Consider the following 14,487-nt stretch of genomic DNA (forward strand, 5'->3'; position numbering starts at 1 on the left):
GCAGGTGCTCCTCCATGCGCTTGCCGAGGACGATGCGGTCCTTGTCGTAGTGCTTGAAGGCCAGGTCGGCCTGGCTGTCGGCGCCCTCGTAGCGGATGGGCGAGATGTGTTCGAAGTAGCTCATAGCTGAAAAGGTCTTAAGCGCCACGCAGGCGCGGGTACAGGTCACGAAAGCGCGCCAGGCGGAGAGCCAGGCGGGCATGGCGTTCGGGGTGGGGGCAAAAACGGGCGGCGATGGCGGGACGGGTGCAGACGGCCTCCACCGCACCGCCCGCGGCCAGCCAGCCCAGGCGCGCCGCGCCGAGCGCGCCGCCGGCTTCGCTGCTGGCGTGCACGACGATCTCGACGTCGAGCGCGTCGGCGATCAGCTGCGCCCAGTAGCTGCTGCGCGAGCCGCCGCCCACCAGCGACAGCACACGCACTTCGGTGCCCGCCGCGCGCAGCGCATCCAGCCCGTCGGCCAGGCCGAAGGCGACACCTTCGAGCACGGCATAGGTGCAGTCCGCGCGCGTCGTGTTCGCCTTCAGGCCGTGCAAGACGCCGGGGGCGAACGGGTCGTTGTGCGGGGTGCGCTCGCCGGCCAGGTAGGGCAGGAAGAGGGGCGCGTTGACTGCGTTGTCATTTGACGAAACGGCGGAGGAAAGTTCGGCCAGCAGCGTGGCCTCCTCGGCACCCACCAGGGTGCAGAACCAGCGCAGGCAGCTCGCCGCCGACAGCATCACGCTCATCTGGTGCCAGCGCTGGGGCAGGGCATGGCAGAAGGCGTGCACGGCCGAGGCCGGGTTGGGCCGGTAGCGGTCGTTGACGACGAAAAGCACGCCGGACGTGCCCAGCGAGATGAAGCCGTCACCCGGCGCGGTGGCGCCGATGCCGATGGCGCTGGCGGCGTTGTCGCCCGCACCGCCGGCGACGATGACCTCCGTGCCCAGGCCCCAGGCCCTGGCCAGCTCGGGCCGCAGCACGCCGCTGGGCTGGTTGCTCTCCACCAGGCGCGGCATGTGGGCGCGCGTCAGGCCGCAGGCGGTGAGCAATTCGTCGGACCAGTCGCGCCGCGCCACGTCCAGCCACAGCGTGCCGGCGGCGTCGGATGGCTCGCAGACCTTGTCGCCGGTCAACCGCAGGCGCAGCCAGTCCTTGGGCAGCAGCACGCTGGCGATGCGGGCGAAGATCTCGGGCTGGTGCTTCTTCACCCACAGCAGCTTGGGCGCGGTGAAGCCGGGCATGGCCAGGTTGCCGGCGATGGCGTGCAGGCGCGGCGCGCTCGCGGTCAGCTCGTCGCACTCGGCATGGCTGCGGCCGTCGTTCCAGAGGATGGCCGGGCGCAGGATGGTGTCGGCCTCATCGAGCAGCACCGCGCCATGCATCTGGCCGGACAGGCCGATGGCGCGCACCGTGGCGAACTCGGCCGGGTGGGCGGCGCGCAGCTGGGCGACGGCGTTCTGCGTGGCCTGCCACCAGTCGGCAGGGTGCTGTTCCGACCACAGCGGTTCCGGGCAAGACAGCGTCAATGCACTGCCGCTCGTGCCGACGACGTGGCCGTCGGCGTCAAGCAGCAGCAGCTTGACTTCGGAAGTGCCGAGGTCGATGCCGAGATACATCAGGCGGGCTCCGGGAAATGGGTGTTGAGGGCACCGCTGGCCTGCAGCGGCGCGGTGGGGCGGGTGAGGCGATGCCGCGCCAGCGCGGCGGCGCCCACGCCCACCGCATGGGCGCCGAAGCGCGAGGTCCTGACGGTGGGCGGCGCCAGGCGTGCGGCAGCGGCATAGTCCGTCAGCACGCGGAGGGCCGGTTGCAGGAAGGGCTCGCCCATGCTCATGGCCGCGCCGCCGAGGACGATGCAGCCCGGGTCGTAGGCGGTGGCGAGGTTTTGCAGCAGCATGCCCAGGTGGCGCCCGGCGCTGTCCAGCGCTTGCGCGTCGGGCGCGGGGGCGCCGGGTCTGCCGGGCAGATAAGGCATCAGCGGCGCGGCGATGAGGGCCTCGGCGCAGCCGAGGCGACCGCACGAGCACAGGGCGCCGTCCCGCTGCAACACCATGTGGCCCACCTCACCGGCGTAGTGACGGCTGCCGCTCATCAGGCGGCCATCGACGACGACGCCCGCGCCCAGCCCCTGGTTGATCGAGACATAGAGCAGCGGATTGGCGCCCGGCGACGGGTTGAACTCGTGCTCTCCCAGCGCTGCGGCACCCGCCTCGTTGAGCACGAACAGGGGCACGCCTGCGAGGGCGCTGTCGCGCAGGCGCTCGCGCAGCAGCGCGGCGAAGGGCAGCGCGCGCCAGCCCAGGTTGGGTGCCTGCTGCACAACGCCACGATCCGCGTCCACACTGCCCGGAACGCCGATGCCGATGCCCAGGATGCGCCGGGCGGCATCGAACTGGCCGCGGACCTTCAGCAGCGCCGCGCCCAGGCAGGCGATGCAGGCTTCGGCGTCGGGCTCCTCGGCATATTCGCTGACCACATAGGCATGTACCTCGCCGGTCAGCGAGGTCGCCACGACCCGCACGTCGGCGATCCCGACCTCCACGCCCACCAGCAGCAGCCGCGCAGGATCGATGAACAGCGGGATGGGGCGGCGGCCCAGGTCGCCCGTGTTCACCACCCCGCGTTCCAGCAGCCAGCCTTCCTCGATCAACCCGCGAACCAGCAGGCTGACGGTGGACTTCGTCAGGCCGACAGCGTCGGCCAGGTCCGAACGCGACAGACCCGGATGCGCGCACAGGTGACGCACCAGCGCCATGCGATTCATGGCCCGCAGCAGGTTCTGGCTGCCTGGGAAGGTGGCGTACACGGGTCTCCTTGTTGGTGGTCTTACCGGAATTGATAAGACATTTATTGGTCTGTCCAATATTAGTTTGGACGATGAACAAAGTAAATAGGGTGATGACCGTTGGCGCTATCGGGCGCTGTTGCTGAAGATGCATGCCCGTGCGGCATGCGCTGCCACGGACCCGATCGATCACAGGAACTCCAATGAAATTCACTGACGGACAGTGGATGCTTCAGCCGGGCGTCGCCGCGCACTACGCGGCCGAGGCCTACGCTGTCGAAGTCCACGAAGACCGCCTTGTCGTGCTCGCCACGACGCGTCCCATCAAGCACCGCGGCGACACGCTGCAGGGCCCAACGCTCACCGTGACGCTGACTTCGCCAATGAGCGGCGTGATCCGCGTCAGCGTCGAGCACTACAGCGCCTCGCAACCCGCGCGCCTGCACATCCCCATGGTCGGCGCGGACCATCCGGCCGTGCAAGTCAGCCAGACCGACACCCATGCGCGGCTGACGTCGGGTTCGATCTCCGTCGAGGTCAAGAAGGGCGAGGGCTGGAGCCTGATCTTCCGCGAAGGCGACCGCATCCTGACCCAGAGCGACTGGCGCGGGCTGGGCTATATCCAGTGGGGCGCCAACGGCAACCACGTGCACGAGCAGCTCACGCTGGCCGTCGGAGAAAACGTCTATGGCCTGGGCGAGCGCTTCACGCCCTGGGTCAAGAACGGCCAGGTCGTCGAGAACACCAACAAGGACGGCGGCACCGCCTGCGAGCAGGTCTACAAGAGCGTGCCGTTCTACCTGACCAACCGCGGCTACGGCGTGCTCGTCAACGAGGCCGGGCCGGTGTCCTTCGAGGTCGGCTCGGAGAAGGTCGCCCGCGTGCAGTTCAGCCGCGAGGGCGAAAGCCTGGACTATTGCGTCATCGCCGGCCCCAAGCCGAAGGACGTCGTGCAGCGCCTGACGGCGCTGACCGGCCGCGCCCCGCTGCCGCCGGCCTGGAGCTTCGGCCTGTGGCTGACCACCTCCTTCACCACGCAATACGACGAAGCCACGGCCACCCACTTCATCGACGAGATGAAGAAGCGCGAGCTGCCGCTGTCGGTCTTCCACTTCGACTGCTTCTGGATGCGTGAGTTCCAGTGGTGCGACTTCGAGTGGGACCCGCGCGGCTTCCCCGAGCCCGAGGCGATGCTCAAGCGCCTGCACGCCAAGGGCCTCAAGCTCAGCGTCTGGATCAACCCCTATGTCGCGCAGAAGAGCCCGCTGTTCGCCGAAGGCGTCAAGCACGGCTACTTCATCAAGCGTGACAACGGCCTGACCTTCCAGACCGACCAGTGGCAGCCCGGCATGGCCATCGTCGACTTCACCAACCCGGCCGCCAAGGCCTGGTACCAGGGCCATCTGAGGCGCCTGCTGGCCATGGGCGTGGACTGCTTCAAGACCGACTTCGGCGAGCGCATCCCGAGCGTCGGCGTGAGCTACTTCGACGGTTCGGACCCCGTGGAGATGCACAACCTCTACGCGCTGCAGTACAACGAGGCCGTCTTCGAGCTGCTCAAGGAAGTGCAGGGCGACGACGCCCTTGTCTTCGCCCGCTCCACCTACGCCTCGGGCCAGCGCTTCCCCGTGCACTGGGGCGGCGACTGCTGGAGCACGTTCGAATCGATGGCCGAGAGCCTGCGCGGCGGCCTGTCGCTGACGAGCTGCGGCTTTGCCTTCTGGAGCCATGACATCGGCGGCTTCGAGGGCAATCCGCCGCCGGCCGTCTACAAGCGCTGGATCCAGTTCGGCCTGATGTCCTCGCACAGCCGGCTGCACGGCAGCAGCTTCTACCGCGTGCCATGGCTGGTGGATGAGGAAAGCTGCGATGTGCTGCGCGTGTTCACGCGGCTCAAGCACCAGCTCATGCCCTATCTCTACGCCAAGGCCTTCGAGGCCACGCAGACCGGCGTGCCGTTGATGCGTTCCATGCTGCTGGAGCACCCGGACGACCCGGCCTGCGCCACGCTGGACCGGCAGTACCAGCTGGGCGAGGCCTTGCTCGTGGCGCCGGTGTTCACCGAGAGCGGCGAGGTGGAGGTCTATTTGCCCGAGGGTACCTGGACCCACTTGCTCAGCGGCGAGAAGAAGGCCGGCGGACGTTGGTACCGCGAGGAGCATGGCGTCATGTCCATGCCGCTGTACGTGGCGCCGGGCAGCGTGATCGCCTGGGGTGCCGAGACCGAGAGGCCGGACTACGACTACGCCCGCGGCACCGTGCTGCGGGTGTTCGAGCTGGCCGAAGGTGCGACGGCCCGCTTCGAGGTGGCGTCGGTCAGCGGCGGCATCGCGTCACGCGGCACCGTCAAGCGCGAAGGCGCAAGCTATGTCGCCACCGTCACCGAAGGCGCGTTGCACGACTGGGCGCTGGAGATCGATGGCCAACGCAGCCCGGTGCTGGCCGAAGGCGCGTCATTGCGTTGGGGCATGTAGCAAAGCAGGCGCGGCGACCGACGCGGCCGCGTACCGGCACGGTCGCCCCCGTCCGACGGGCGGGGCGCCTCTGCCTCAGGGCTCAGTCCGCCCTGAACCCCTTGCCGGTGGCCGCCCAGTAGATGCCGCCGAACAGGTGATGCAGGAAGCGGTCGTCCGCATAGCTGGCGGGCAAATGACCCAGCGCGGTGTAGAAGCTGCGGCCCCCGTCGACGCGCTGGTACCAGCTGATCGGCAGCGCGGCGCCCGCCGGTGCCACCGGCTTGCCGCCCCATTCGGTGGCGACGCTGAAGGTGGTGGTGTCCACCGTCAGCAAGGTCCTGAGCCCTTCCGAGCGCGTAGGGCCGAACTGGTACCACTCCTCGGTGAACAGGAAGCGCCCGGGGAAGCGATCCATGCCGGGGAAGTTGGCGTCCTGCACCACCAGCGTGGCGGTCTGGTTGGCCGGGTGCGCCTGGAACATGCGGCCCACGAGCCGGCCATACCAGGGCCAGCCGTGCTCGGTGTCAGCCGCGCTGTGCACGCCCACGAAGCCGCCCCCGGCGCGGATGTAGCGCTCGAACGCCGCCTCCTGCTCGGCGTTCAGGATGTCGCCCGTCGTGAGCAGGAAGATGACGGCCCGGTACTTGGCCAGCTCAGTGTCATTCATGACGCGGTTGGCGTCCTCGGTCCAGAACACGCCGAAGTCATGCAACTGACCCAGCCGCTGGATGGCCGCGACGCCGGCCGGGATGGACTCGTGATGCCAGCCTGCGGTCTTGCTGAACACGAGCACCTTGAACTGCTCGGCCTGGGTCAGCGTCGTCGCGGCGAGCAGGCCGAGCAGGCCGAGCCAGCGGGCAAGGTGGCGGAGCGATGTGGGCATGAGTCTTGAGGGGCGTGGCGGTGGGGGGCAATGATGCCAGCGGGCCGCACCCCGGTCAGCACATGCGGACGTCGCGTCCTTGTCGCGGCTAGAAGCGGTCGAAGAAGGCCTTCATCTCGCCCGCGGCGAACGCGGGCGGCCAGTGCCCGCCGGTGGCGTGGCCGCACCAGACGACGGGCTTGCCGGCGCTGCAGCCCTGGTATTCGACGCAGCCGTTGTTGCCGATGGGCGCGGTGGTGGCGCTGCAGCTGTTGCGGGCGACGAATGTGTTGCGCGCGGCCTCGCCGGCCGCGTAGGGCACGACGTTGTCGTCCATGGCGTGGTCGAAGATCGCGGCCACCCGGTGCGTGCCGTTGCCGCAGCCGCTCCACAGCGAGCCGGCCATTGGCGCGATGGCGCGCACCACGTCGCCCATCTCGCAGCCGATGGCGTTGGACATCATGCCGCCGAAGCTGAAACCCGTGGCGAACACGCGTTGGGGATCGGTGCAGACACCTTGCTGGACCTGGCTGATCAGCGCGCGCATGAAGCGGATGTCGCGGCCGCCGTCGTTGGCCCAGCCGGCGTTTCGGCCCTGCGGAGCGATGAAGATGGCGTTGTTGCCGTACAGCGGCTTGAGGCCGAAGAAATTGTTCCAGGTGCGCACTTCGGTGGCGCTGCCATCGCGCCAGTGCAGGCCGATGATGACGGGGTAGGCCTTGTGGCGGTCGTAGCCGGCCGGCAGTTCCAGCCAGTAGCTGCGCTGGATGCCGTCCGAGGTGACGGTCTGCTCGCCCGTGGCCAGCTTGGCGGCGCTGCCGCAGCCGGCACTGCCGCTGGGCTGTGGCGGCGGCGCCGGCGTGGCCACCGGTGGAGCCGGCGCAGGTGTGGTGGGGCCGCCCGCGGCACCGCCGCCGCAAGCGGCCAGGGCCGCGGTCAACCAGCAGGCGCCGAGCACAGTCCCCAGACCGGGGGAAGGGGCTCGCAGGATGGTCATGCCGGGGCCTTCAAGGTTTGGCGTCGGGCGTCAGCGCCTGCACCGCAGCGGACACATAGACCAGCGGCGCGTTCCAGTTGATCGCGATCTCGTTGGTCGTGTAGCTGCAGAAGTGGTCCTGGAAGAACTTGGCCGGCGCCTTGGAGGGGTAGGGCGTCTTGCAGTCGTCGCCGTTGCTGGGGTTGGGGCCGCCGACGATCATGCCGGGCACGGGCGGCTGCTGGGGCATGGCGCCGGAGGGCCGGTGGTGCGGATGCAGCGGCGTGAGCGTGCCGAAGCCGGTCACCATCGAATAGCCGGTCGGGTGGCGGCCCAGTACCAGGTCGAGCGCGGCCTGCGCAGCGTCCAGCATGCGGCGGTCGCCGCCGACGCGGTGGCCCTGGATGAGCATCAGCGCCTGGTTCAGTGCGACCGCATTGCTGCCCCAGTGGAAGTCGGGCGTCTGCATGGCCACGCGGTAGGGCGAGGCCTGCCAGCGCGCGGCATAGCCCTCGGCCAGCGCCAGGACCTGCGCCTGCACCCACTGGCGGTCCGCCGTGGCGAGCCGGTCGCGGTAATGGGCCAGCGTGGTCCAGGCCAGCGCGCCGACATGGGGCCAGCCCGGCACCTCGATGGGCGGCGCGTTTCTGCGGAAGGCCTGCCAATAGTGGTCCTCGCGCGTCGTGGCGAACAGCTCGGCGGCGGCCCAGGCGAACTCGTCGGACACGGTCTTGTCGTCATAGCCGCCGGTATGGATGTCGGCGGGCTGCTGGTAGATGACGGCGGGGTGGGCCTGCGCCCAGTCCCAGGCGCGCTTGGACGCGGCCAGCAAGCGCGCCGACAGGCCCGGGCGCTGCGCCCCGAAGGGTGCGTACACGCGGGCGGCCTGGGCCATGACGGCGGCGAAGTCCAGCGTCGCGGCGGTGGCCTTCATGACGACGAAGCGGTCGTTCTTCGCCTGGTGGGGCATGACGATGCCGTCGAAGCCCTTGTCGGTGAGCTTGTGATAGACGCCGCCGTCGGCCGGGTCCTGCATGGCCAGCATCCACTCCAGGTTCCACAGCGCCTCGTCCAGCACGTCGGGCAGGGCGTTGCCGCTCTCGGGGATGTTGAGGTTCTGCGCCTGGAAGACGGCCGGGAAATGCTCGTACGCCGCCAGCAGCGTGTAGACCGTGATGCCGGAGTTGACGATGTATTTGTTGTAGTCGCCGGCGTCGTACCAGCCCTTGGGAGCCGAGATGACCGTGCCCTCGGGCCGACCGGGGCCGGCGGCCGAGGCGTGCACGAAGACGCGATCGTCCGGGTGGCCGGCCGGGCGCGCCCAGACGCCGGCGTGCGCCGGGTCCAGCGCGATGCTGGCGCGGTTGAAGTAGAAGAACTTCAGCGCCGCGGCATTGACCGCCGCATAGGCATCAGCCGCGACGGTGAAGGGCGCGGACGGCGGCAGGCCCGCCACCTGCAGCCGGTAGCGGCCGGGCTGGCGCAGCGCCGAGAAGTCGGCCAGGCGCAGCGCCTCCTGGGCCGGCTCCCAATGCTGCGCGGCACCCAGCGTGCCGCGCAACACCTCGCGGCCGCTGCTGGCGTCGACGACGGTGAAGGCCTCGGCCTTCACGTCGCGCAGCACCGCCCACTTGGCGCTGCCCGGCAGGTAGCCGATCTGGTTGAGCTGGATGGCCGTGGTGTCGACGGCGGCGGTGGGGGCAGGTGCGATAGGGGCCTGGCCGCAGGCGGCCAGGGCCAGCACCAGCGCGAGAGGGATGAACTTCTTCAGCATGCGCATGGGGTCACGGGCGATCAGCGTTGGGCCTCGGGCCATTCCAGGTGCACCAGCTTCCAGCCGTCCTGCTGGAGGCGGCGCAGCATCAGCGGCAGGGCGGCGGCGGTCTGCTCCTGCACGTCGTGCAGCAGCACGATGCCGCCGCCCTTTTCGCGCAGGGCCTTGAGCAGCCGCTCGGCCATGGCTTCGGGCGCCTGGCCCTGCACCCAGTCCTCGATGCCCACGTCGGTGGACATCACCGTGACCTTGTGCTTGGCCAGCGCCTCGCGCAGCTCGGGCGTCTCGGCGAGATAGGGGAAGCGCCAGGCCGCCGGCTCACCGCCGATCACGTACTTGTGCATCTTCTGCATGGCCTCCAGGTCGGCCAGCTGCTCCTTGGCAGGCAGCTTGCCGAAGGCAGCGTGCTTGTAGCCGTGCATGGCCACCGTGTGGCCTTCGGCCTTGACGCGCTGGGCCAGCTCGACATGCTGGATCATGGGCTCGCCGTTCATGAAGAAGCTGGCGCGCGCGCACTCGGCCCTCAGCGCCTGCAACACGCGCTCGGTGGCGCCGGGGCGCGGGCCGTCGTCGAAGGTCAGCACGAACTCCTTCGGTCCGAGCGGCAGCCTGCCGTGCGGGGCGCCGTAGGCCGCGCCTTCGCGTGGCATCTGCAGCACGCGCGCGGTACCCAGCGTGTCGGCGCCGCAGCCGTCGATCTGCCACTCGACGCCGTCGCGGCTGCCGCGGTCGTCGCTGACCTTCAGCGTGGCCTTGCCGGCAGCCAGTTCCACGCCGGGCCACAGGGCGATGCGGTCCACGACCGCCACGGTGCCGACGGCCTTGCCATTGACCTCCAGCGTTGCCTTGGCGGCATTGCTGTAGGCCTTGATGTCCACCTTGCCGGCGGGCCGGTTGACCAGGCGCTTGCTGGTGAGGTGCAGCACCGGCTTCGGGTTCCACCAGGCGCGCATCAGGTGGTAGGCATCCTTCAGCCGCGTGCGGTCGTAGTTGACCAGACCCTTGTCGTTGCGGCCGGTGGTGTCGCCCTCATGGCGGTTGGCGGCGGCGTGGTCGAAGCCCAGCCAGATGAAGCTGCCCCACAGGAAGGGCCGCTTGGCGATCTCGGCGGCATAGGTCTCGTGGAACAGCGCCTGGTATTGCTCCGGGTGCCAGCGGCCACCCGGCTCGGGGCGGCGCGGCGGGTCCTCCTGCTGGACGGCGCTGGCGCCGGCGCCGTATTCGCCGAGGCCGATCGGCTTGTTGGGCAGCCGGGCGTGCAGCTTGTCGGCCCACGGGCCGATGTCCTTGAACTGGCCGTCGTACCAGCCCCAGTAGCGGTTGTAGGAGGCCAGGTCGGTCTGCAGCGCCATCGGGTCCTCGTCGGCGGCGCAGCAATGGGCATAGCTGGTCAGGCGCGAGGGGTCTTCCTGCTTGGCCAGCGCATGCAGGTGGGCCAGCAGGGCGCGGATGGGCTCGTCGCTGCGGTAGACCTCGTTGCCGACGCCCCAGACGGCCACCGACGCATGGTGGTGGTTCTGGCGCACCAGCTCGCGCAGCTGGGCATCAATGTTGTCGCGGAAGGCCGTGGTCTCCTCCATCGCCGAGTTCAGCGGGATCTCGGTCCACAGCACCAGACCCAGCTCGTCGGCGCGCTCGTAGGTGTAGGCCGGATGCTGGTAGTGCACCAGGCGCAGGGCGGTCAGGCCCATGTCCATCAGGATGCGCAGGTCCTCGTCGATCTCGGGCTTGCCCACGGCCACGCCGCGGCCGGGGCGGCCGGCGTGGAAGTAGTTGACGCCGTAGAGCGGATAGGGCTTGCCGTTGAGCAGGAAGCCGCGTTGCGGGTCCACGCCGAACTGGCGCAGGCCGACGGGCAGCTGGACGGTGTCGGCCACCTTGCCGGCCTCGACCAGTTCGGTGCTGAGGCGGTAGAGATAGGGATCCTGGAGGCCCTGCCACAGCCGCGGCTCGCGCACAGTGAGCGTCGCGGTGGCCGTCTGCGCCGCGCCGGCGGGCAGGCGCAGCGGCTGCAGCTGCTGTGCCACGGTGCGGCCCTGGGCGTCGCGCAGCGTCAGGCGCAGCTGGCGCTGGACCTGACGCGCGCCGGCATTGCGCAGCTGCACCTGCAACCTGAGCCGGGCCTGCTCGGGCGAGAGCTGCTCGATGTCCACGCGCACGCCGGGGCCGCCGTGGTCGAGCAGCTCGATGTGGGTGTCGGGCGTCTCGATGAGGCGCACCGGCCGGATCAGCCCGCCGAAGACGGTGAAGTCGCCGCCCAGCGGCGCCACATGCGGCAGCTTGGCGTTGTCCACGCGCACGGCCAGCAGGTTGGGGCCCGGCTGCAGCAGGGGCGTGATGTCGAAGCGAAAGCGCGCATACCCGCCCTCGTGGCGGCCGGCATGGCGGCCGTTGACATAGACGTCCGCGGCCAGCGTGGCGCCGTCGAACTCCAGGAAACGGCGCTTGGCCGGGCCCGGCTTCAGGTCCAGCGTGCTGCGGTACCAGGCGGCGCCGCGATAGGGCGTGCCGCCGGTCTCGCCGTCAGGCACGTTGTAGGTGTGGGGCAGGGTGACGTTGGACCAGGCGGCATCGTTGAAACCGGGGGCCTCGGCACCCGTCACATCGGCGCGCTGGAAGCGCCACGCGCCGTCCAGGACGGTGGTCAGGCGGGCGGCCTCGGCAGTGGAGGTCGACAGGGCCGACAGGGCCAGTGTCAGGGTCAGAAGAGAGCGAAACATCAACGGGCTCCGAGTTCGAGGGCGACGCGGCCCCACAGGCCGGTGGGTTGGTTGGGGGCGGCTTCGACGAGCACCGTCACCTGGCGGCGGGCGGCACCCGGGGTCAGGGTCACGGTAAACGGGGCCGGCTCGGCGGAGGTCTTGGTGCCAAGCTTGACACCGTCCACCCACACCTCGGCCTTGCCGGCGATGCTGCCGAAGGCGAGCTGGGCGCGGCCGTCGTTGCGGTCGGCGCGCACGTTCACGCTGCTGCGGTAGAGGCGGAAGGGCCTGGCGTCGGCCTCGCGGCGCATGGGCGGTTCGTCCCAGCCCCAGGAGTTCATGTCGGTCTCGGCCAGCACCATGTTGGGGTCGGGCCGGTCGGCATAGGCCGGCGACACGCGCCAGCTCAGCAGCGGCGTGGTCGGCTCCGCGGCCGGCACCTGCGGCGGCGCGGCGGCGGCGTTCAGCACCAGCTGCACCTCGGCGGCATGCAGGCCGTCCGCGTTGGCGCGCAGCTTGAGCGTGCCGCGGCCATCGCGACGGCCTTGCACGATGACCTGGGCCAGGCCGTTGAAAAGGCTGCGCTCACTGGCCTTGTCCGGCTCGTGCGAGTTGGGGTCGCCGTTGCCCACGCCGATGATGTCGCCGGCGCCCTCCAGCACGAAGCTGACCTTGTGCTGGGCCAGCGGCACCGGGCGGCCCTGGGCATCGGCGGCGCCGACGGTGATGGGCAGGGCGTCCAGGCCGTTGCCGGCGAGCGAGTTCCGGTCGGGTGTCAGTACCAGGCGCACGGCCGGGCCGCTCGTCTCGACGATGTCGCGCGCCACCTCCTTGCCGCCCTTGAAGGCGACGGCCTCGATGCGGCCCGCTGCGTAGGGCACCTGGAAGTAGTTCATCTCGAACGGGTCCACCGCCTGTTCACCGACCTCCTTGCCGTTGAGCACGACGCGCACGCGCTCGGCATTGCTGGTCACCATCACGCGGATGGCCTGGCCCTCGCGGCCGGCCCAGTTCCAGTGCGGCTGCAGCTTGACCAGCGGGCGGTCCTTGATCCACTGGGCCTGGTGGATCCAGAAGGCCCCCTTGGGGAAGCCGGCCAGGTCCATGGCACCGAAGAAGGACGAGGCGCTGGGCCACTGATAGGGCGTGGGCTCGCCGCGGTAGTCGATCCCGGTCCAGACAAAGCCGCCGGCAACGAAGGGGCGCTCGGCGATCGCCTTCCAGGCCGCGCGGTGGGTGTTCCCCCACGAGGAGGGCTCATCGTCGTAGTTGTTGAAGACCTGGCGGGCCTTGTCGCTGGCGTACTCGCCACGCGTCATGTAGGCCGCCGTGTCCTCGGTGCTGGTCATGGGCCGCTTGGGATGCTTCTTGTGATAGTCGTCGTAGATCCAGGGCTGGTAGTTCAGGCCCACGACGTCGACGGCGTCGGCCGCGTTGAGGTCGGTGGTGAGGCCGCCGTGCATGGCGCCGGTGACCGGGCGCGTCGGGTCGAGCTTCCTGATCTCGGCCACCATGCGGCGCGCCATTTCGTAACCGGAAGCGGTGCTCTGCAGCGGCTCCTCGTTGAAGATGGACCACAGGATGACGCTGGGGTGGTTGCGGTCGCGCCGCACCATCCAGGTCAGCTGCTTCATGGTGTCGGGCGAGGGGTTGAAGTTGCGGTTCTCGGCCATGACCAGCAGGCCCATGCGGTCGGTGAGTTCCAGCACTTCCGCGGCGATGGCGTTGTGCGAGAAGCGCACCGCGTTGACGCCCATCTCCTTCAAGCGGCGCAGGCGGTACTCCCAGATGGCCGTCGGCACGGCGACGCCGACGCCGGCATGGTCCTGGTGTACGCACACGCCCTGCAGCTTGACATGCTGGTCGTTCAGGAAGAAGCCGCGGTCGGCGTCGAAGCGCAGGGTGCGCAAGCCGGTCTGCACTTCGGTGCGGTCGATCTCCTTCATGCCGTCGCGCAGCACGGCGCGCACGCGGTAGACGTTGGGCTGGGCGAGCGACCACAGCTGGGGGTCGCGCACGGCCAGCTTCATGCGGGCGACGGCCGAGTCCAGCGCGCCGACGCGTGCGCTGGCGCGTCCCTTGGCCACCTCCTGGCCGCTGGCGTCGATCAGGCTCACCTCCACGGTGCCGGTGCGTGTGACCTTGTCGCTGCTGTTGAGCGTCACTTCGACGGGGATGTGCCACTGGCCCGCCGCCTTGACCGGGTTGGCATGCAGGCCGTCGGTGGCGATGTACAGCGCATCGCGCTTGACCAGCCAGGTGTGGCGGTAGATGCCGGCGCCCTCGTACCACCAGCCCTCCTGGGCATTGGCGTCCACGCGCACGGCGATGGTGTTGACGTCGGCGCCGTAGCGCACATAGGGCGAGATGTCGATGCTGCGGCCGTTGTAGCCCGACCAGTTGCGGTCGACGACGACCCCGTTGACCCAGACGGTGCTGTGCGTGGCGACGGCGTCCAGCTGCAGCTCGATGTGGCGGCCGCGGTCGCTCTCGGGCAGCGCCACGTAGCGCCGGTACCAGGCGATGCCGCGCTGGCGATAGCCCTGGGACGGGTTCTCGGTGCGCACGAAGGGGTTCTCGACCGCCCAGTCATGCGGCAGGTTCAGGCGCCGCCAGCCGGAGTCATCGAAATCCGCCGCCGCAGCGCCCCAGCCGTTGTTGGCCTTGCCGTTGTGGTAGCTCATGCCATGGCCGGTGATGGCCGGCATGGGCACGTCGCCGCGGTGGAACAGCCAGCCGTTGTCTAGAGACAGGCGCTCGCGCCCGGCGTGGGCAGCCGTGCTGAGGCCCAGGGCCAGCAATATCAGCAGCGCGGCGCCGCAGCGTTGCAGCAGATGGGACAGGGAGGTCGGGCGAAGCAGGGGCATGGGCTCGGGGTCGTTCGCGGCTTGAAATGGCAATGTCGCGGGGGCGCGACCAGGCCCCCCGCCCGGGCGGGCGCGGGGGGGGT

General features: G+C 69.9%; 8 protein-coding genes. 1 reads left to right on the plus strand and 7 read right to left on the minus strand.

The window, feature by feature from the left end; genetic code table 11:
• Positions 1–137 precede the first annotated feature (137 nt).
• Entirely contained in the window at positions 138–1,598 is a 1,461-nt protein-coding gene (xylB, locus tag ACT6S0_RS22070; protein WP_444765919.1) for a xylulokinase, read from the minus strand.
• A complete protein-coding gene (locus tag ACT6S0_RS22075; RefSeq protein WP_444765920.1) occupies positions 1,598–2,788 on the minus strand; it encodes an ROK family protein in 1,191 nt (396 codons plus the stop codon). Before ACT6S0_RS22075 ends, xylB begins: the two co-directional genes overlap by 1 nt.
• A gap of 182 nt (positions 2,789–2,970) precedes the next feature.
• Between ACT6S0_RS22075 and yicI the strand changes: the two genes are divergently transcribed.
• Positions 2,971–5,241, plus strand: coding sequence for an alpha-xylosidase (gene yicI / locus ACT6S0_RS22080; RefSeq protein WP_444765921.1), 2,271 nt, complete (start codon positions 2,971–2,973; stop codon positions 5,239–5,241).
• Between the two features lie 82 nt (positions 5,242–5,323).
• Here the strand turns inward: yicI and ACT6S0_RS22085 are convergent, their stop codons facing one another.
• The 5 genes from ACT6S0_RS22085 to galA all read right to left on the minus strand — a co-directional run bounded on the left by ACT6S0_RS22085 (position 5,324) and on the right by galA (position 14,404).
• A complete protein-coding gene (locus tag ACT6S0_RS22085; protein ID WP_444765922.1) occupies positions 5,324–6,106 on the minus strand; it encodes a ThuA domain-containing protein in 783 nt (260 codons plus the stop codon).
• Between the two features lie 88 nt (positions 6,107–6,194).
• A complete protein-coding gene (locus tag ACT6S0_RS22090; RefSeq protein ID WP_444765923.1) occupies positions 6,195–7,082 on the minus strand; it encodes an alpha/beta hydrolase family esterase in 888 nt (295 codons plus the stop codon).
• Positions 7,083–7,092: 10 nt separating this feature from the next.
• Entirely contained in the window at positions 7,093–8,877 is a 1,785-nt protein-coding gene (locus ACT6S0_RS22095; protein ID WP_444765924.1) for a glycoside hydrolase family 9 protein, read from the minus strand.
• Entirely contained in the window at positions 8,856–11,555 is a 2,700-nt protein-coding gene (locus ACT6S0_RS22100) for a polysaccharide deacetylase family protein (RefSeq protein WP_444765925.1), read from the minus strand. Before ACT6S0_RS22100 ends, ACT6S0_RS22095 begins: the two co-directional genes overlap by 22 nt.
• On the minus strand, positions 11,555–14,404 hold the full coding sequence (galA, locus tag ACT6S0_RS22105) for a beta-galactosidase GalA (RefSeq protein WP_444765926.1): 2,850 nt from the start codon (positions 14,402–14,404) through the stop codon (positions 11,555–11,557). The genes ACT6S0_RS22100 and galA overlap by 1 nt, the downstream gene beginning before the upstream one ends.
• Positions 14,405–14,487 lie beyond the last annotated feature (83 nt).

Origin of the sequence: Roseateles sp., assembly GCF_052436255.1 — a bacterium.
Classification (GTDB): domain Bacteria; phylum Pseudomonadota; class Gammaproteobacteria; order Burkholderiales; family Burkholderiaceae_C; genus Pelomonas.

Coding starts and splice junctions, on each gene's coding strand:
- xylB (WP_444765919.1), bottom strand. CDS start 1,598: ATGTATCTCGGCATCGACCTCGGCACTTCCGAAGTCAAGCTGCTGCTG.
- yicI (WP_444765921.1), top strand. CDS start 2,971: ATGAAATTCACTGACGGACAGTGGATGCTTCAGCCGGGCGTCGCCGCG.
- ACT6S0_RS22085 (WP_444765922.1), bottom strand. CDS start 6,106: ATGCCCACATCGCTCCGCCACCTTGCCCGCTGGCTCGGCCTGCTCGGC.
- ACT6S0_RS22090 (WP_444765923.1), bottom strand. CDS start 7,082: ATGACCATCCTGCGAGCCCCTTCCCCCGGTCTGGGGACTGTGCTCGGC.
- ACT6S0_RS22095 (WP_444765924.1), bottom strand. CDS start 8,877: ATGGCCCGAGGCCCAACGCTGATCGCCCGTGACCCCATGCGCATGCTG.
- ACT6S0_RS22100 (WP_444765925.1), bottom strand. CDS start 11,555: ATGTTTCGCTCTCTTCTGACCCTGACACTGGCCCTGTCGGCCCTGTCG.
- galA (WP_444765926.1), bottom strand. CDS start 14,404: ATGCCCCTGCTTCGCCCGACCTCCCTGTCCCATCTGCTGCAACGCTGC.